Genomic DNA, 18,154 nt, shown 5'->3' on the forward strand with positions numbered 1-18,154 from the left:
TTACATTTACTTCATCCCATTTTAGTTATTTATAATAAATAACATAAAATAAGGATATAAATTCTTTAATTAAAAAATTTAGATTCTAAAATTATATCAAGAGATCCCTTAAAAATTTTGACATATAAAATTATTATAAAAGTTAGAATTATACTTAATAAAACATAAATTTCCAGAGGAATAAAAATTATGTACCACGACCAACCTATAATATTTAAAAATTTTAAAATACTAAAAGAGATAATCAATAGTCCGGGAATAAATGATAAGAAAATTAAATATTTCATCAACTCATGATTTGATTTATATTCTATTAAATAAAAATACAACAAATAACACCCATTACAAGCAAATATATAAATTTTTAATAAAAAAAAATACTAATTACCTTAAAATTTATATCTTTTTTTAAAAAAGATAATACATACAAATTAAAAATTTTAATCAAGATTTATTAGTTTGATGCCGTTACTATTCATATATAAAATATACTGTGCCATTTTATTGATCTCATCTTGATCATGAGAGACTAATAATGTTGTAAAACCGAAATTAGCATGTGCTTTTAAAATCTCACTTTGAAGATTGAGTCTCATAATTGGATCTACAGATGAAAGAGGTTCATCTAAAAGTAAAATATCAGCTTTTTTAGCTAAAGCTCTAGCAAGAGCAGTTCTTTGTTTTTGACCTCCCGAAAGCTTGGTTGGTCTTTGATTTTTTAAAGCTTCCAAACCAAAGGCTTTGATTAATGTATCAACCCATACCCTATCTTTAACCTTATTTTGTGCAAAAGATATATTTTCTTCAACAGTCATATTAGGAAACAAGGCATAATCTTGAAACATAAAACCGACATTTCTTTTTTGTGGAATCATATTTATTTTTTTTTCCGAATCAAAAAAAACTCGCTTTCCTATTCGAATTATTCCTCGATCGGGTTTTGTTAATCCGGCAATCATTCTAAGAAGCGTAGTTTTTCCTATACCTGATGGTCCGGATATGCATATCAATTGATTTTCCGGAAATTCAGCAGTAATGGATAAAAGATGATTTCCTTCAGAAGTCAGCATCTTATGTTCAATATCAACATATATCATTAAAAATTATAGAGTTTTAAATTTAAAGCTTTTATTAATGCTGTAAATAAGAGTTAATAATATAAATGAAATTAAAAATAAAGTAAATGAATATTGATTCGCTGCTTTATAATTTAAGGCTTGTACCTCATCATATATTGCAATAGAAGCAATACGAGTTTCTCCAGGAATATTCCCACCTACCATTAAAACTATTCCGAATTCTCCAATACAATGTGCAAATGTTAACGCTATACCTGTGATAAGAGAGGATTTTATATTAGGTAATAAAACCCGAAAAAATGTAGTTGTTTTAGATTTACCCAAGGTGTATGAGGCCTCTCTATAACTTTTCGGAAGAGAAGAAAAACCGTTTTGAAGCGCTTGAATCATAAAAGGTAAACCCGCTATAATGCTAGCTATAATGATTCCTTCAAAAGTAAAAGCTAATCGGGTATCAAAATGTTTTTCCAAAAATATTCCCAATACATTTTGAGGACTAAAAGCAACTAGTAGATAATATCCTAAAACTGTGGGTGGAAGAACTAGAGGCATACATATTAAAGCTTCAACCAACGCCTTAAGCTTGAAATGAGTATAAGCCAACAAATAAGCTATTGGCAATCCTATAATCAATAAAAACATTGTTGATAGGGTCGCTAGCTTACCTGTAAGCCAAAGAGTGTTAATAAAATCTTCTTCCAATGAATTTATTCTTTTTCGGGTAGTCCATATCCGTATTTATCCCAAATACTGTCACATTTAGAACTGATAAGATAATCTAAGAAACGCGCAGCTTCTCCGTTTTTTTCCCAACCGTTAATAAGAACAGCTGCTTGTGCAATCGGAGGACATATATCTTCAGGCAAAACATAATAATTTCCCTTGTTTTTCATTTCCGGCGCCAATGCCAAAGATAAAGCTATAAATCCTATTTCTGCGTTACCGGAAAAAGCAAATTGTGCTGTTTGATTTATATTTTCTCCCCAAACTATACGATTTTTTACTTTATCATATAAATTTTGTTTTTTAAGTGCATTTACTGAATTAAGTCCGTAAGGAGCATTGTTCGGATTAGCTATAGCTATTTTTTTAACTTCCGGTAATAGAACAGATGATAACCCTTGTGATAGATTCAATGAAGAACTCCACAAGGCTACTTTTCCGTAGCAATAATTTACCGCTGAAGCAGAAGTCAATCCTCTATCTTCTAATTTATTCGGAAATTTAGTATCTGCAGACATAAAAAGGTCAAAAGGAGCTCCATTTATGATTTGCTGAGTTAAAATTCCTGAAGATCCATAAGTTATTTGAATATTTGCACCCGGATAATCTTTTAAATATTGTGTTTTTATTTCTTCTAACACATATCTTAAATTCGCAGCAGCAGCTACAGTAGCTTTTCGTTCTTTATTGCAGGATAATATACCCATTAAAATAAATATTAACAGTGGTAAAAAAACTAACTTGCGTTTCATGGTTATATAAAATTTTTAATGTTGCGCTCCTTCAATTATTTTAAAAATATGCAGTATTGATGGAAAAACTGCATCCATAGATTCTTCCGCTCCTTTGGTTGAACCCGGCATAGTAATTACTAAGGTATTGCCAATGAGCCCGGCAATGCTTCTGGATAACATCGCTAAGGGAGTTCTATTTTGTCCATAGCTTCTTATAGCTTCCGAAACTCCGGGAATTTCTCTTTCCAGCATGGGTTGTATAGCTTCTGGAGTAACATCTCTTTTAGATAAACCGGTTCCTCCGGTTATTAAAATCATATTTATTCCTTTTGCTATATATTCTTTCACTTTAGCTTGTATGTCATTCTTTTCATCTGGAATAATCTCATAATCTTCGACTTTTACTCCGATATTTTGAAGTTTTTCCATAATTATTTTTCCTGCCCGATCTTTTTTATCACCCTTTGAAATGCTATCGGAACAAACCAGTATGGATGCACTTAAGGGTAAATCAAACGTATCTTTCTTATCTGACTTACCTCCTTTTTTTTCTAATAATTTAATGTGTTGAATTACGATATTCTTATCAATAGGTTTAAGCATATCATACATAGTCAAAGCTACTACTGAAGCAGCATGCATTGCTTCCACTTCAACACCTGTTTTATAAATGGTATGTATTTCCACATGAATGTAAATTTCCAACCCTTTGATAACATAAGTAATGGAAGTATATTCAATCGGAAGCGGATGACAATCGGGTATCATATCACTTGTCTTCTTTGCCGCAAACAAACCGGCAACTTTTGCCATTTCAAATATATTTCCTTTGGGAACTTTATTTTCCTGTATAATTTGTATAGTTTGTTGACTTCCTACTTTTACCACAGCTTGAGCAACAGCTTTTCTCAGAGTGTTACTTTTATGTGTTATATTTACCATATTATTTTTTATTTGTCAATTTTAGTTGATAAGAATACCGGTTTAAAAGTAATCATTATATAAGCCCATTGTGGGAAACGGGTATTAACTCCAACTTGATCTTTTAATATTCTTGTTCCCTTATTTTTCATATAAGTACTCCAACCTGCTTGTAGAGATAAAGATTGGGAAACTTTATAATCTGCCAATAAATCTATTTCGGAACCTATATCTTTATTATTTCTGTTTTCCATTTTTTCAGCTGTTGAAAATGTATGGAATCCTCCATCAAAGCTTAATTTAGAATTCGCCTTTACTGAAACACCTCCATATAAATCAACAAGCCCTTGCTTAGGTAAAGTTGACCAGTACTCCATGGATCCGTTAAAGGAATGGTTAGCCCCATAAAGTTTATTAAATGTATGATCTTTATTTTTAGCTAAAGAAGATTTAGAACCTGAGAAATAATCTACCCCTAAATTAGCCGATATGAAATCTGAAAATCTATATTTAGTTTTTAATGCTAATAAAGAAGCATCTAATTTACTGTCTGCTCTGTCATATCCAAATTGATAATATCCGGTTGCATAGAATGAAAACGGAATACTATGATCATCTAAACTGAAGTTGGCTCCTACTGTATTTCTGAAAATTGAAGTTTTTACTTCTTCAGGATCTTCTCCTTTTTGGAATCCTTCGTTTACCCATATAGCAGATGCTGTAAATTTCCCTATAGGTTTATATAACCAAGTATAGAATAAAGATTTATAGCTCTTATCATATACGGATTCATAAAGTACATCTGCTGCATTATTCCATCCACCTCCAACATGCGCTTTAAATTTATTGGTTTCGTATTTTAATTTTAAGAGGTCGTGTGCATTAGGAGTATTACTCCAATTACCGGATGAAAATAAACGTTTATCGTCATATTCCAATATTTGGCGTCCTAACACACCTGAAAATTGAGGCGTAAAGAAATATTCAGCCCATGCTTCATATACTCCTAAAGAATTACCGGTTTTGTTTATTCCGTTAGAACCGTACGTTTCCGTATCCTGTAACGTAATTCTAACCTTATAATCTTTTTCTTCATAGGATGCCCCTAAACGTACTCTCAAATTGTTCACATAAGCAGCATCGAGTGAATCTGCCAAAGGCTTGCGAAAACCACTTCTTAATTCGCCTCTAGTTCTCAATTCTCCATCAATTTTGATTTTCTGCGCAGTTAAGAGACTTAAACTCCCTAAACTAAAAAACAACAAATACCTTAATTTTTTGTGTTTCATAATTTTAAATTTAAATTAATCATTATTTTCTTTACCTAAATAATCGTTTTTCCCAATTTTCAACTTTTTTGTTTTCCAAACGATTTTTAAGCAAATTTTTCCAACTTAGTGCTAATGTTTTTATCTTTATTAAATCGTTTAGTATATCGCTATCTAAACAATTATCTTTTTTATATAATATTTTTAATAAATATGTTAAACTATATTCAGGATATGGTCTTTCAATCAGCTCTATGTTATCCCCTTCCTGCATAATACCTTCCTCTAACACTCTATAATACCATCCGGTTTTTAAACTTTCCTGCATTTTAAGAGACATTTCGCTATATTGGAAACGATAGTTTAGCTTCCAACAGGGTTGTCTGGCTTGACTTACTTCTACTGTACAACTTCCAATTTTATAAATATCTCCGATCATTACCGTATCTTCATTCATACCCAATGAAGAAATATTTTCTCCGAAAGCTCCCGGGTGCTTGAAAACATCGGCATCAGGGAATAATTTTTTCCAATATTCATAATTCTCAAAAGCATAATGATGTATTGCTTTATCTACTCCTCCATGATTTATCTTATCACTTTGCTCATCACTTAGTATTCCTAATTTAGAAACCTTTTGCGGACCGGTAACTTTTTTCTTATAAATAGCACTTGAATACTCCGTATTAGCCAAACGTTGTATTTTACCTATATGTAAAGAGCTTATAAAAGGTTTTTCCATTATTTTTATAGTTTATTTTCTTTCCATTGATAACTCGTATCTGTAAATATTTCTTTTCCCCAGATGGGAAGTTCTTTTTTTACTTTTTCCACAAGCTCGTCACAGGCAAGCATTGCGGGCTTTCTATGTTTAGAAGAAGTAAAAACAAACAAGCAAATTCCGCCTGTTTTTACCATTCCTAAACTATGATAAACATGCATGCATAGTAAATCATATTTTTTAAATGTTTCTTCTCTAATTTGAGATAATTTATCTATAGCCATTTCTTGATAAGAGGTAAATTCAATTCCTTCCACTTCTTTTCCTTCAATTATATCTTCCCTTACCTGCCCTAAAAAAATACTGTGTCCTCCTATATCGGTTTTAAAGGTATGGCTCTGTATGCTTTTTGCTATAAATTCAACGGGAATAGCACCGTCTAAAAATGGATATATTTTCTTCATGCAATATTCAAATTAACTAATCATTTCAATTCCATTATGAATATGTCTAATGTCCTTTTGAGGAAATTTTTCTTTAGCTATTTCTATAGCCCTTTTACTTCGTAATCCTGAATTGCAAACAAATATGATAGAATCGTAATCATCAAGAATATTTATTTTTTCTTCATGTATATACAAGGGAATTAACATATATTCGAAACCGGAAATCTTGGGTATTTCATCTTCATTTCTTACATCCACCAAAATTGAATTTTTCCTACTTAGTATTTCCTTCAATTGAAATACGCTCTCGACTTCATTTATGGTTGTAAACATGCCACAAATATGTTCGTAATAGATAGTTTTAAATTCGTCTTCATCTTTAGGAGACGAATTTATTTTTGATTTGGCAAAATTAATCATTCGCGTATTATAATCCAAACTGTTAAATATCATTAATTTATGTATAAGTGGATTGCCTATACCAGAAATTAGTTTAATAACTTCATTAGCTTGGATAGTTCCGATAATACCGGTAAGCGTACCTAAAACCCCCGTTTCATTGCAAGTTGGGACTTCTGAAAGTTTAGGTGGAAAAGGAAATAAATCTCTATAGTTAGTCTTCATACCGTCTTTTTCAACATTAAATACGGCAATTTGTCCTTCGTATTGATATATTGCTCCATATACTAATGGTAAATTTTTTATTTGACAATAATCATTAAGAAGATATCTTGTCTGAAAATTATCTGTGCAATCTACTATTATATTATATGAATCAATAATGCTACTTATATTTTTTACATTCAATTTTTCAGAATAGGAAGTAATTGTGGATTCGGAATTCGTCTCCTCGAGTCTTTCTTTTGCAGCTAAGGACTTAAGTTTTCCAACATCTCCTTCTTTATATAATATTTGTCTGTGCAAATTGGTGATTTCAACTTTATCAAAATCTACAATTCCTAAATATCCTACTCCGGCAGAGGCTAGGCATTGAAGAACCGGACATCCCAATCCACCAGCACCTACTACTAAAACACGAGAACGAAAAAGTTTATCTTGAGCTTCTTTTCCGAAATCGTGTAAAATTATTTGTCTATTATATCTTTTAAAATCCATTTTTTAATTTTAGTTAATATTTTTTATCCTCCGGAAAAAGGCGGTAATAAAGCTACTTCAGCACCTTCGGGTATCCGATCCGATTCTTTAGTGTTTGTATTATTCACAATAATCAGATAATTTAAAGTTTTTAACTCGGGAAAATAATTTTCCAATAATTCTTTTAAATTTGAAACGGTATTAACTTTTTCTTTTATTTGATAACTTTCAGATTGAAAAATATCGGTCAATTTTCCGAAAATTTTAATATTCATATTTTTTTCTATTTTTTTCTATTTTCTTAAACTCTTCTTGTGTGTTTATATTGGAAAATATTTCTGTATTTAGTATGTTGTTCATATCAATAATATCTGAGTGAGACTCTTGAATGAAATCCATCATTTTTAATTGATTATGAGCTATTCTTTTATTTATTAGTTGTAAAGAAGCGTACGTATATATACCAAATAAAGGTTGTATTCTTTCATTATAACTAGCCACAGTTGCCCAATTATTGTTGTGATTTTCCAACAAATATTTTATTGCTTCTGGAGTAATCAATGGCATATCACAACTTACGATAAATATATCGTTTTTTGAATTTTCTAAAGCGGCTTGTATTCCTCCTATTGGCCCTTTGTTTTTATTCCTATCGAAAATTAGTTCTAAACCGAACTGTAAATATTCGGAATTATCCGTATTAATTTTAATTACGGGAAAACAAACAGATAAAGTATGAATTATATATTGAATTATAGGAACACCTTTTAATTTTTTTAATCCTTTATCCTCCCCCATACGAGTACTTTTTCCTCCCGCTAGGATATATGCTTCCATTTTTATATTTTATTTTTTTTAAATAAAATAAATTGATCGTTAATTTTTTTGTATTCTTCAACTATTTTTTTTCCTTTAATTGTTAAAAATGCACCGCCTCCATTTTTACCTCCTAAATTTTTTACAACCAAAGGAGAATTTGAAAATACATTCATCTCTTGAACCATACCCCAAGCTTTTCTATAAGGGATGCCTATTTCTCTAGCTGCTGCTGCTATAGAACCCGTTTCATCAATATAATTCAGAAGTTTGGCTCTTCCTCTTCCAATTTTTAAACCGTTAATTGTTTCCAACCAAATATATCCTTCAATTTTTATATCCGCCATACCTTTACTTTTTCGCCTTTAGCAACTGTTCTTTCATCGCCGGTTATTTCCACAATACAATTAGCGGTGCTGAAAGAGTTCATTTTATAGGATTCTTGAGAAGATAAAACAGTTACGATTCCGTTTTCCAAATATCCTTTTAGAAAATTTGTAAGTTTATTTTTTTTATCATACTCTTTAGATAAACTAACTTCTTCATAGTCTTTAAATATATTTTTTTCACCTTTCAATCCTTTTATAAAAGGACTAACATATTGATAAAAACAAGTTAAGACCGAAGCGGGATTACCAGGTAAAGCAAATACGTAATGATTATTTCTCTTTCCAAAATATAAAGGTTTTCCAGGTTTCTGCTGTAATTTGTAAAAAAGTTGAGTTATCTCAACTTTTTCTAAGCTATCTTTTACAAAATCATAATCTCCTACTGAAATACCTCCTGTCAATAATAATATATCTACCTCAGTAAGTCTTTTTTTTATTTCGCAAAAGGTTTCATCTTGATCATCTGAAATCTTTACTATAAATTGAGTTTCAATACCAAGTTCTTTCAATGCAGAACGCAAGGTAAGTGAATTACTTTCATATATTTGACCTTTTTTTAGAGGATTACCAGCAGGAACTAATTCATTTCCGGTAACAATAATACCTACTTTAGGAGGTAAAAACACAGTGATTTTTTCAATTCCAAATCCAGCTAACATTCCAATGCTAGCAGGTGTAATACGTGTATTTTCAGCTATAAGGATATCACCTATTTTTGCTTGAGAACCTTGCAAACGTATATTGTCACCCTTATTATAATTTCCTTCTTGAAGATGTAAAATGTTATTTTCTACCTTTACTTTCTCTTGCATAACCACCATATCGGCTCCAGCAGGTATCATGGCTCCCGTAAATATGCGAGCTGCTTCTCCGCTTTCTAAAATAGGCAATTCAGTTTGTCCTGCTTGAATTGTATAGATAACTTTTATTTCTTTATCATCCTCAATATCTTGATAACTCAATGCATAGCCATCCATTGCTGAATTAGTAAAATTTGGCACATCTATTGGGGCATATACCCTTTTAGCCGAATAATCATGTAATGCATCCTCTATTCTTTTTTCTATAAAGGGTCTCCCATTTATTTCTTTTAAAATAATTGTTCTTGATTCATCAACCGTTATAAAATTACTCATTTTTCAATAGGTTTTTTTTCGCATACCGAAAAGAAAAAATTATCCTCCAATTTTGATCATACTTCTATTCTCAAGATAATCAGGATTTAATTTCATAAAATTATCAAATTGTCCTCCCATCTTTTTATGCTTGTTTTTCAAAAAGGAATGTATAATAGGTTCTATATCTCCTTTCTTTCTTAGGATTCCTAAAATATCAAATTCATCTTTTCCAAAAAGGCAATTCTTCATTTTTCCATCCGCAGTAATTCTCATTCTGTTACACCCCTGGCAAAAAGGTTGACTCATAGTTGTTATAAAAGCAAAAGTTCCTTCGTATCCTTCAACTTTGAACTTTTTAGTAGTATCGTTATTATTATCTTTTATTTTCTGATAGGAAAATTGAGAATCTATAATCGTTAACATATCTTTCATAGTTATAACCTTACTTTTTTTCCATTGGTTTCCATTAAAAGGCATAAATTCAATAAATCGAACTTGTATAGGAAAGTTTTTTGTTAACGAAATAAAGTCGTTGATTTCATCTTCATTTATTCCTTTCATTATTACAATATTTAATTTAATATGAAAACCTTGGTTTACATAAAGTAAAATATTATCCCATACCTGATTAAATGCATTACGTTTAGTTAAAAATTTAAATTTTTCTTCTCGTAAGCTGTCAATACTAATGTTTATCGTGTTTAAATTTATCTCCTTTAAAAGAGTAACATATTTATGCAATAACACGCCATTAGTAGTTAAATTTAATTCTACAGGTAAGTTAGACAATTTCTTGATTATATCAGCAAAATCATGTCTTACCAGAGGCTCTCCTCCAGTAAGACGAATTTTATTTACTTGATATTTAGTGAAAGTTTCGGCTATTGTGAAAATTTCTTGCGGACTCATGAGATGATTGTAAGGCATACATTGCATTTTTTCATTAGGCATGCAATAAATACAACGAAAATTACAACTATCCGTTAAAGAAATTCTTAAATAATTATGAATTCTGTTATAATTATCAACTAACTTATTCATATTTGTTATTAGGATCTATTACTTTGTTAGTCCGTGGTTCCGGCAAATATCTTAATAAAAATACAGCAGAAAAAAACAGAAAAACCGAACCTCCAAATGTTGCCCAAGCAAAAGCTTCATTATCATCTAAAGCATTATTTAAGGCTCCGTACATCATCCATACTTGTAAAGTTAATATTAATATTAATACTACTATAATAGCAGACATTAAGGTATTGATTTTATTATTGTTAGCCGAATTCTGAACTTCTTTAAAATTATTCATGATTTTTAAGCATTTTCTTTATCTGTTACGTATACCTTTCCATCACGTATTACCACGGAAAGTTGAGGTAAGGGTCTCGGTGGCGGACCTTGTAAAACTTTACCTGTCTCAGGGTCGAAAAAACCTTTATGACAAGGGCAAACTATCTTATTATGATCATGATCATACAATACGGCACAAGATAAATGGGTGCATTTTTGTTCAAAACATCTCCATTTATCTTCTCCTAAATGAATGAGTATGTAGGGTACTTTATGATTATCGTTAATCACAAAGGCTTTCATTTTTCCTATCGGAACATCTAAAGAATCACAAACGAAGTATTCTTCATTGAGCTTTTTTTTAGGAAACAGTAATGATTTGGCAGCTATAGCACCGTTACCTATAGCTAATCCTCCGGATAACAGACATAAAAATTTTGCAAACTCTCTCCTTGAAACATGAGTTGCTTCATCTTGTTTTATTGGAAAATCTGTTTTCCATACTGGTTTCTCTTTATCTTTTTTTGACATTTTTTCTTCAATTATTAGTGAACTTTTAATTCGGTACTTCCTTTTGGCATCATAATGTTTACCTTGGTAACCACTTCTTGCTTACCAAATATAAATTTGTTTACCGGCGTACTATTAGGACGTTTTTCTTCAATTTCTTCTAATGTTCCATAAAATAAAGCTCCACTAGGACAAACAGTGGCACACATTGGCTTTAATCCTGCACTTGTTCTATCATAGCACATATTGCATTTCATCATTAGCTCAGCTTCTTCCATTTTTTTAGGAACTCCGAAAGGACAAGCCATCACGCAATTAGAACAACCGATACAGCGGGAAGTATTAGCGGAATGTACAACACCAAATACATCTTTGGTAATGGCATCAGCCGGACAAACATTGGCACATACGGGGTCATCACAATGCATGCAAACTTGAACGGTAGTTTGTATCGTATGTTTACGATCAACGTAATGGATATTAATCATACTATCCTGCCCATTAGTTTCGCATTCTGCACACGCCATTTCACAAGCATGACATCCGATGCATCTTTGCATGTCTACAAAAAAGCCTACATTTTTATTATATTCTGTACTGATCATATTCTCTTTTTTAGTCAATTGAACTTTGATATGCTTTAGATTCTTCCTCTATCGTTTCTTTTTTACCTGTATTAATTAATTTGCATGCACAAACTTTAAATTCAGGCATTTTAGATACAGGATCTAAAGTTGATATGGTTAATTGATTTGCCGAATGTTTCCCTCCCCAATGATAAGGTATAAATACGGTATCTTCTCTTATAGTTTCCACCACATTAGCAGGTATTAACATTTCTCCTCTTCGAGTTACTACGCGAATTAAGTCATGATCTTGTATTCCGTATTTTAGGGCAAGCTTAGGATGTATTTCCAATAAAGGTTCAGGATATTGGTCTACCAACTTCCCTATTCTCCTTGTTTGTGTCCCGCTCAAATATTGAGAGACCACACGTCCTGTAGTTAAAATAATCGGATACTCTTCATCGGTCATTTCTGAAGATTGTCGATATGGAGCAGGATTAAAATGTGCTTTACCATCTGGAGTTTTGAATTTATAATCTTCCCAAAGCCTTGGAGTTCCCGGATGATCTAATTCAGGACAAGGCCAAAATACTCCCATTTCTTTTTCAATCCTATCGTAAGTTATCCCGTAATAATCTGCCCTACTGTTTCTAGATGCTTTTCTTAATTCATTGAAAATTTCTTCACTATTTTTATAAGGGAAATAAGATTCAACTCCTAGTCTTCTTGCTAATTCCAAAATAATGCTAGTATCTGTTCTGGCATTTCCTGGAGGCGTTACAGCCTGACGTACCCTTACTACACGTCCTTCTGCTGTAGTAACGGTACCTTCCTCTTCTTCTTGTAACGATCCGGCTAATACCATATCAGCATGGCGTGCAGTTTCATTTAAGAAAAAGTCTATAGCAACATAAAATTCTAGTTTTTCTAAAGCAGATCGTACATAATTATTATTAGGTAAAGAAACCAATGGATTAAAACAAATGGAAATTAATCCTTTAATTTCTCCTCTATGAATAGCTTCTATAATTTCCCATGAACTATATCCTTTACGAGGAAGGTCTTTTTCATCTATTCCCCATATTTCAGAAACGATTTTTCTGTCTTCAGGATTTTCTATATCTCTATTTCCAGGAAGCTGATCGCATTTGTGTCCGTGCTCTCTACCTCCTTGTCCATTTCCTTGTCCTGTAATAGTTCCATAGCCACAATAAGGTTTTCCTATTCTTCCGGTTGCTAATACCAAATTAATACATCCAACCACATTATCAACTCCTTTGGTATGTTGTTCAATTCCACGAGCGTGCAGTAAGAAACTGGTATTCGCTTTCCCCCACATTTCAGCAGCTTTACGTATTTTATCTGCAGATACACCGGTAACTTCTTCTGCCCATTCTACTGTATGATCTTGAACAGAAGCAAGAGTTTCATCTAAACCTGAAGTATGTTTTTCAATAAATTCATGATCTACCCAATCATTATCAAATAAAATTTTAAGTATTGCTCCGTATAAAGCCGAATCCGTTCCGGGACGTAAATCTAGGTGTAAGTCTGCAGTTCTTGCAAACGGAGTAACCCTCGGATCCACTACTATTAGTTTGGCACCGTTATCTCTGGCTTCCCAAAGACGATAAGTTAATGTCGGAAACGTTTCACTAACATTAGCTCCCGCAACCATGATAACTTCAGCATGTTTTAAGTCCGCCCAACTATTGGAGGCTCTATCCATGCCAAATGCTTTTTTATTTCCTGCACCGGCACTAACCATACAAAGTCTTCCATTGTAATCCAAATTAGCAGTTTTTAAAGCTACACGGGCAAATTTACCGATCATATAACTTTTTTCATTCGTTAATGAAACTCCCGAAAGCATTGCAAATGCATTATTTCCATACTCTCCTTGGATTCTTTTTATTTCTGTTATAATTTTATCAAACGCATCATCCCAACCGATAGGCTTGAATCCTTCTCCTTCTATTCTTTGCAAAGGATGCGTTAATCTATCGGGATGGTTATCTTGTAAATATCGCTGAACTCCTTTAGGACATAGTCTCCCTTCATTAAATGGAAATTCTTTCCAAGGCTCAAATCCAACAACTTTATTGTCTTTAACCTTAAGCTGAATACCACATTGCATCCCGCAAAAACAACAATGAGTTTTTACAAGCTTGTCGGGATCTGATGTTCCTTTAAAACCATCTTTTGGTACATAATTTTTATGAGGACCAAATTGCTCAATAATTTTTTCTGTACCTACAGGTAATTTAGCCATATAATTAATTTTATTTTATGCTTATAAATGATTTATAAAAATTTTTTGTTCATTTTTATCCAAAGTAACTTCCGGATTCTTTTCTTGCTTTCAAATGTGCCAAAGCAAGAGCAGATCTTTTTCCTTCGGGACTGTAATCTAAGTAGCTGGTTCCATCTTCTAATGTGAAGTCAAATCCAAGTTCTTTAGTTATCGTTTTAAGATCGTTCACATGCATTTTGGTGGCAAATTCTTCTTTTGTATGAGGACAAACAGCCATTCCATGTTTAATACCTTCCGTTTTATAGATATTTGCACCCAATTGTGCCGGACGCTGGAAAATGTGAAAGAATTTCCCAAAAGGCATCCAAACTAAAAATAGTATTACTGTTACTGCATGAGAAACAGACATAAATTGATTGGTTTTTCCATCTAAATATGTATAATCGAAAACAATTCCGATTCCTGTTAATGAAATTGCTATAAGCAATAATAACGGTAACCAATCTCCATCAAATGTTTGGGTGGCAATTAACCCACCGTTAGTCAATCTTCTTTTCATCATCATGATACAGCCGATAATGACTAAAATAGAACACCATACTAAAGCATGGAAGATAATAAATGCCAGTATAGAACCTAATTGAAAATCCATTACTTTAAACCCGAACATATGAGCTTCATAGGTGGTCATAGAACCTGATTCCAAGGTAAAATGTATCCAACCGAAAGTAAGTGGAAAGGTTATACAAAAAGCTATTAAACATCCTGTAGCTAACAAGAAGTGTCCTATCCAACGTGTTCTCCCTCTAGGATATATAAATTTCTGAAATAGAATATTTTGACAAAATAATTTAAGCCCTCTTATTGTATAAGCAATAAAATGCTTACTAAATAAAAATTGCCAAGAACGTTTCCAATACATTTTAGTAGGAGGACGTTGTAACCAAATTGAATAACGGTAAGTCACTCCAAATACGCAAAAAACCGATCCAAATAAGTAGGCAATTAATGCCGCATCAAAATTTTGTAGATTACGCGAACCTATAAATACTAACGTAATAATAAGCAAAGTAGCAGTAATTGCTTTAATTAATGCTTTTTTATTAAGCGTACTGAATGATTTAAACATAATTATTATGATTTTTTAACTTGGTCTTTCAGCTCCTTTTCTTTGATAATAATACCAATTAATAACTGTAGCTAACAATGAGAAAATTAAAATTCCCCAGAAAAAGGTATTTACACTTTTTAAACCTGATGCTTTAGATGATTCTAATTCAGCTCCGATTATCATTGAAAAAATAAATGGTCCGTAAGCTGCTATAGCTGCTGTCCAACCAATAACTCCTGCGGAATGAACCGGATTATCTTTGAATATGATAGGATATTGTCTGAAAGTTCCGGCATTTCCCATACCTGAAAAAAAGAATATGGTCAACATCATTGCTAAAAAATACGGGAATTGATCTACAGAAGTAGGCGCTACCAACCCCATAGCAATCATAATCCCGATACATCCTGCAAATCCTAACCCGGTTATGGTTGTTAACACTGAACCACCTACTCTGTCCGCAACAAATCCAAACACAACTCTACTAGCTGAACCGATTAATGGTCCATAAAATGCATATTTTAGCGGATCAGGAGCTCCGGGAAAATCACCGTATAATGATTTAATCATCAATGGAAATGCTGCAGCAAGACCTGAGAATGTACCAAATGTCATAAAATAAGTTATGGTACAAAACCAAGTATGTTTTATTTTAAAAATCCCTAATTGCTCTTTAAATGAAGATTTTAAAGGAATGCTTCGTAAACCGAACCAACAAACTAAAGTCATTATAATTAGTATTGGCGCATAGATTAATGCGGTACTTTGTAAATAAATAGGTTTAGTTGTTACTTCGTGAGTTAATGGATCGGTAGTTTTTAAAATTTCAGGAGCTCCTACAATTGCAACTCCTAATAAAGCCGGAGTTAAAAATTGTACTATACTTACACCAAAGTTACCAATACCTGCTTGTACCCCTAATGCCGTACCTTTTAAACGGGCAGGAAAAAACATATTTGTTGAGGGCATAAAAGAAGAGAAGTCACCACCTCCAAAACCCATAGTAAATGCTAAAACAGCAAAAACCCAAAATGGAGTTTCAGGATTCATTACTGCCAAAGCAATACCTACCACCGGTATTAATTTTATCAAAGTAGAGAATGTTACAGTATGTCTAGTTCCATAAATTGGAATTAAGAAGGTATGTACAATACGTAACGTTCCGGCAGCCAATCCAGGTAAAGAAGCCAACCAGAATAGCTCTTTTTCTGTAAAGTTAAATCCTATACCCGGCAATTTAGTTACAATACCACTCATTAGATACCACACTATAAATGATAATGTTAATGAAATAGTGGTTATAGTTAAAGTTCTCCAAGCTATTTTCTTTCCTGTAGATTCCCAAAAATTATGATCTTCAGGCTTCCATTCTTTTAGCCATGTACCCATTATTTGTATTTATTTTAAGTTATAATTTTTTATATCTATTATTTATTTTCTATATCATTATAAATTTCAGGCATCTTTTCTCGAGTCATTTTTAATATCACTCTATGCATACAAATCAAACAGATTAATGATATAATAAATATTAATATCCAAGAACTGGTCCATAATCCAGTATAATTAAGAAAATATCCAAAAATGATCGGTCCGATAAAACCGCCTAATCCCCCAATAAGGCCTACCATTCCACCTACCACTCCCACTTCATTGGGGAAGTATTCAGGTATATGTTTGTAAACTGCTGCTTTTCCTATTCCCCAAGAAATTCCTATACATATAACCAATACCAGATAGACCCACATATTTGCGTCGAATTTTATTTCGGTAATACCTTTAGCTAATAAATCTTTTTTATTTACTTGTTGATTTTCTTTTACTACGATTTCCTGCCAAGTCTCTTTAGTGGGAAATATATTTTTCTTCTTATCCCCCTTTTCGTCTTTTTCTTTAATAGCATATTCTTTATTATCAACGGTAATACTATTAGCGGTTACTTTGGTAACAATTCCATTTTTATTAGCTGAAACTCCTTGTCCATCTGTATAGATTTCCATCTTTGGAAACATTAATAAGAAACTTAAAGCTACTGATGATCCTAAGACCCAATACATTACTTTTCTCGCTCCAAATTTATCTGAAAGATATCCGCCAAATGCTCGTATTACTCCGGAAGGAAGACTAAAATAGGAAGCGAACATTCCGGCAACCACTAAAGAGGTTCCATATACATTCATAAAGTTCGGTACCAACCATTGAGAATAGGCTACAAAGAAGCCGAATACTAATAAGTAATATAATCCAAATCTCCAAACTCTTCCTTTTTTCAAAGGAGAAAGCATTTGACTCATATTTTTTGAATTTCCCGCAGGTTTTTTATTTTTAGCAAACAATAAGAATAAAATCCCTATAACTACAAGTACGGTTCCGTAAGTTATAGGAAGCATTTTCCATCCGTTGTCAGGATCATTTTTAGAAAAGTAATTTAGTAAGCTTGGGGCAAAAAAAGTAGTTAAGGCTGCTCCTGCATTTCCCATACCAAAAATACCCAACGCTCTTCCTTGCCATTCTTTAGGATACCATACCGAAGTATATCCAACCCCAATAGCAAAACTAGTTCCTACAAATCCAAATAAAAAGCTTAATAAAGCGAAAACCACGAATGATTTTGCCATCGGTAATAAAAATAGAGGTATTGAACAGAATAAAAGTAACCCTGCAAAAACGTATTTTCCACCAAATTTATCGGTCATTATTCCTACCGGAAGTCGTAATAAAGAACCCGTTAAAACAGGAATTCCTAATAGCCAACCGGTTTCAACAACTGTAAAGTCAAATATACCTTTATCTACTAAATATGTAACTAATACCCCATTGAGAGTCCAACAGGCAAAACATACGGTAAAGGCCAGAGTATTCAAAAACAGAATCTTGTGAGATTGAAGTAATTTAGTGCTCATTTAATAAAGTAGTTTTAATAATAGTTTATAATTTATTCTCTTAGATTAGAATCTTATACCTTTATCTACTAAATATGTAACTAATACCCCATTGAGAGTCCAACAGGCGAAACATACAGTAAAAGCCAGAGTATTTAAAAACAGAATCTTGTGAGATTGAAGTAATTTAGTGCTCATTTAATAAAGTAGTTTTAATAATAGTTTATAATTTAT

Annotated in this window: 20 protein-coding genes; all 20 read right to left on the reverse strand. The window is 32.2% G+C overall.

Going from position 1 to position 18,154, the window contains the following annotated elements:
• Positions 1 to 440: 440 nt before the first annotated feature.
• The 20 genes from M3Z80_RS02480 to M3Z80_RS02575 are packed head-to-tail and all read right to left on the reverse strand — an operon-like array spanning position 441 to position 17,941.
• Positions 441 to 1,097, reverse strand: a complete 657-nt coding sequence (locus tag M3Z80_RS02480) for an ATP-binding cassette domain-containing protein (RefSeq protein ID WP_293917230.1) — start codon at positions 1,095 to 1,097, stop codon at positions 441 to 443.
• Positions 1,098 to 1,103: 6 nt separating this feature from the next.
• The gene (gene modB / locus M3Z80_RS02485) at positions 1,104 to 1,781 is read right to left on the reverse strand and encodes a molybdate ABC transporter permease subunit (protein ID WP_293917232.1); all 678 of its coding nucleotides are present in this window, start codon (positions 1,779 to 1,781) and stop codon (positions 1,104 to 1,106) included.
• Positions 1,782 to 1,786: 5 nt separating this feature from the next.
• Complete coding sequence (gene modA / locus M3Z80_RS02490; RefSeq protein ID WP_293917235.1) at positions 1,787 to 2,554, reverse strand: molybdate ABC transporter substrate-binding protein; 768 nt, start codon at positions 2,552 to 2,554, stop codon at positions 1,787 to 1,789.
• Between the two features lie 15 nt (positions 2,555 to 2,569).
• The gene (moaCB, locus tag M3Z80_RS02495) at positions 2,570 to 3,478 is read right to left on the reverse strand and encodes a bifunctional molybdenum cofactor biosynthesis protein MoaC/MoaB (RefSeq protein WP_293917238.1); all 909 of its coding nucleotides are present in this window, start codon (positions 3,476 to 3,478) and stop codon (positions 2,570 to 2,572) included.
• An 8-nt stretch (positions 3,479 to 3,486) separates the two neighbouring features.
• On the reverse strand, positions 3,487 to 4,746 hold the full coding sequence (locus tag M3Z80_RS02500; RefSeq protein ID WP_293917241.1) for an alginate export family protein: 1,260 nt from the start codon (positions 4,744 to 4,746) through the stop codon (positions 3,487 to 3,489).
• Positions 4,747 to 4,777: 31 nt separating this feature from the next.
• Positions 4,778 to 5,467: an MOSC domain-containing protein gene (locus M3Z80_RS02505; RefSeq protein WP_293917243.1), complete on the reverse strand. Its 690-nt coding sequence runs from the start codon at positions 5,465 to 5,467 to the stop codon at positions 4,778 to 4,780.
• A gap of 5 nt (positions 5,468 to 5,472) precedes the next feature.
• The gene (locus tag M3Z80_RS02510; protein ID WP_293917246.1) at positions 5,473 to 5,910 is read right to left on the reverse strand and encodes a molybdenum cofactor biosynthesis protein MoaE; all 438 of its coding nucleotides are present in this window, start codon (positions 5,908 to 5,910) and stop codon (positions 5,473 to 5,475) included.
• A gap of 12 nt (positions 5,911 to 5,922) precedes the next feature.
• The gene (locus M3Z80_RS02515; protein ID WP_293917248.1) at positions 5,923 to 7,008 is read right to left on the reverse strand and encodes a HesA/MoeB/ThiF family protein; all 1,086 of its coding nucleotides are present in this window, start codon (positions 7,006 to 7,008) and stop codon (positions 5,923 to 5,925) included.
• 23 nt (positions 7,009 to 7,031) lie between these two features.
• On the reverse strand, positions 7,032 to 7,262 hold the full coding sequence (locus M3Z80_RS02520) for a MoaD/ThiS family protein (protein WP_293917249.1): 231 nt from the start codon (positions 7,260 to 7,262) through the stop codon (positions 7,032 to 7,034).
• On the reverse strand, positions 7,252 to 7,824 hold the full coding sequence (gene mobA, locus M3Z80_RS02525; protein WP_293917250.1) for a molybdenum cofactor guanylyltransferase: 573 nt from the start codon (positions 7,822 to 7,824) through the stop codon (positions 7,252 to 7,254). The genes M3Z80_RS02520 and mobA overlap by 11 nt, the downstream gene beginning before the upstream one ends.
• 2 nt (positions 7,825 to 7,826) lie before the next feature.
• Positions 7,827 to 8,150: a winged helix-turn-helix domain-containing protein gene (locus tag M3Z80_RS02530; protein WP_293917252.1), complete on the reverse strand. Its 324-nt coding sequence runs from the start codon at positions 8,148 to 8,150 to the stop codon at positions 7,827 to 7,829.
• Entirely contained in the window at positions 8,138 to 9,328 is a 1,191-nt protein-coding gene (locus M3Z80_RS02535; RefSeq protein WP_293917254.1) for a molybdopterin molybdotransferase MoeA, read from the reverse strand. The genes M3Z80_RS02530 and M3Z80_RS02535 overlap by 13 nt, the downstream gene beginning before the upstream one ends.
• Before the next feature lie 39 nt (positions 9,329 to 9,367).
• Complete coding sequence (gene moaA, locus M3Z80_RS02540; RefSeq protein WP_293917255.1) at positions 9,368 to 10,351, reverse strand: GTP 3',8-cyclase MoaA; 984 nt, start codon at positions 10,349 to 10,351, stop codon at positions 9,368 to 9,370.
• Entirely contained in the window at positions 10,344 to 10,616 is a 273-nt protein-coding gene (locus M3Z80_RS02545) for a DUF6755 family protein (protein WP_293917257.1), read from the reverse strand. Before M3Z80_RS02545 ends, moaA begins: the two co-directional genes overlap by 8 nt.
• 5 nt (positions 10,617 to 10,621) lie before the next feature.
• On the reverse strand, positions 10,622 to 11,128 hold the full coding sequence (locus M3Z80_RS02550) for a QcrA and Rieske domain-containing protein (protein ID WP_293917258.1): 507 nt from the start codon (positions 11,126 to 11,128) through the stop codon (positions 10,622 to 10,624).
• A 14-nt stretch (positions 11,129 to 11,142) separates the two neighbouring features.
• Positions 11,143 to 11,712 (reverse strand): 4Fe-4S dicluster domain-containing protein, encoded by a 570-nt coding sequence (locus tag M3Z80_RS02555; protein ID WP_293917259.1) that lies wholly within the window; start codon positions 11,710 to 11,712, stop codon positions 11,143 to 11,145.
• Positions 11,713 to 11,722: 10 nt separating this feature from the next.
• Complete coding sequence (locus M3Z80_RS02560; protein WP_293917261.1) at positions 11,723 to 13,945, reverse strand: molybdopterin oxidoreductase family protein; 2,223 nt, start codon at positions 13,943 to 13,945, stop codon at positions 11,723 to 11,725.
• Between the two features lie 55 nt (positions 13,946 to 14,000).
• Positions 14,001 to 15,056: an MFS transporter gene (locus M3Z80_RS02565; RefSeq protein ID WP_293917263.1), complete on the reverse strand. Its 1,056-nt coding sequence runs from the start codon at positions 15,054 to 15,056 to the stop codon at positions 14,001 to 14,003.
• A 15-nt stretch (positions 15,057 to 15,071) separates the two neighbouring features.
• Positions 15,072 to 16,427 (reverse strand): MFS transporter, encoded by a 1,356-nt coding sequence (locus M3Z80_RS02570; protein WP_293917265.1) that lies wholly within the window; start codon positions 16,425 to 16,427, stop codon positions 15,072 to 15,074.
• Positions 16,428 to 16,465: 38 nt separating this feature from the next.
• Positions 16,466 to 17,941: an MFS transporter gene (locus M3Z80_RS02575; RefSeq protein WP_293917267.1), complete on the reverse strand. Its 1,476-nt coding sequence runs from the start codon at positions 17,939 to 17,941 to the stop codon at positions 16,466 to 16,468.
• Positions 17,942 to 18,154 lie beyond the last annotated feature (213 nt).

This window comes from Apibacter sp. (genome assembly GCF_025291155.1).
GTDB lineage: Bacteria > Bacteroidota > Bacteroidia > Flavobacteriales > Weeksellaceae > Apibacter.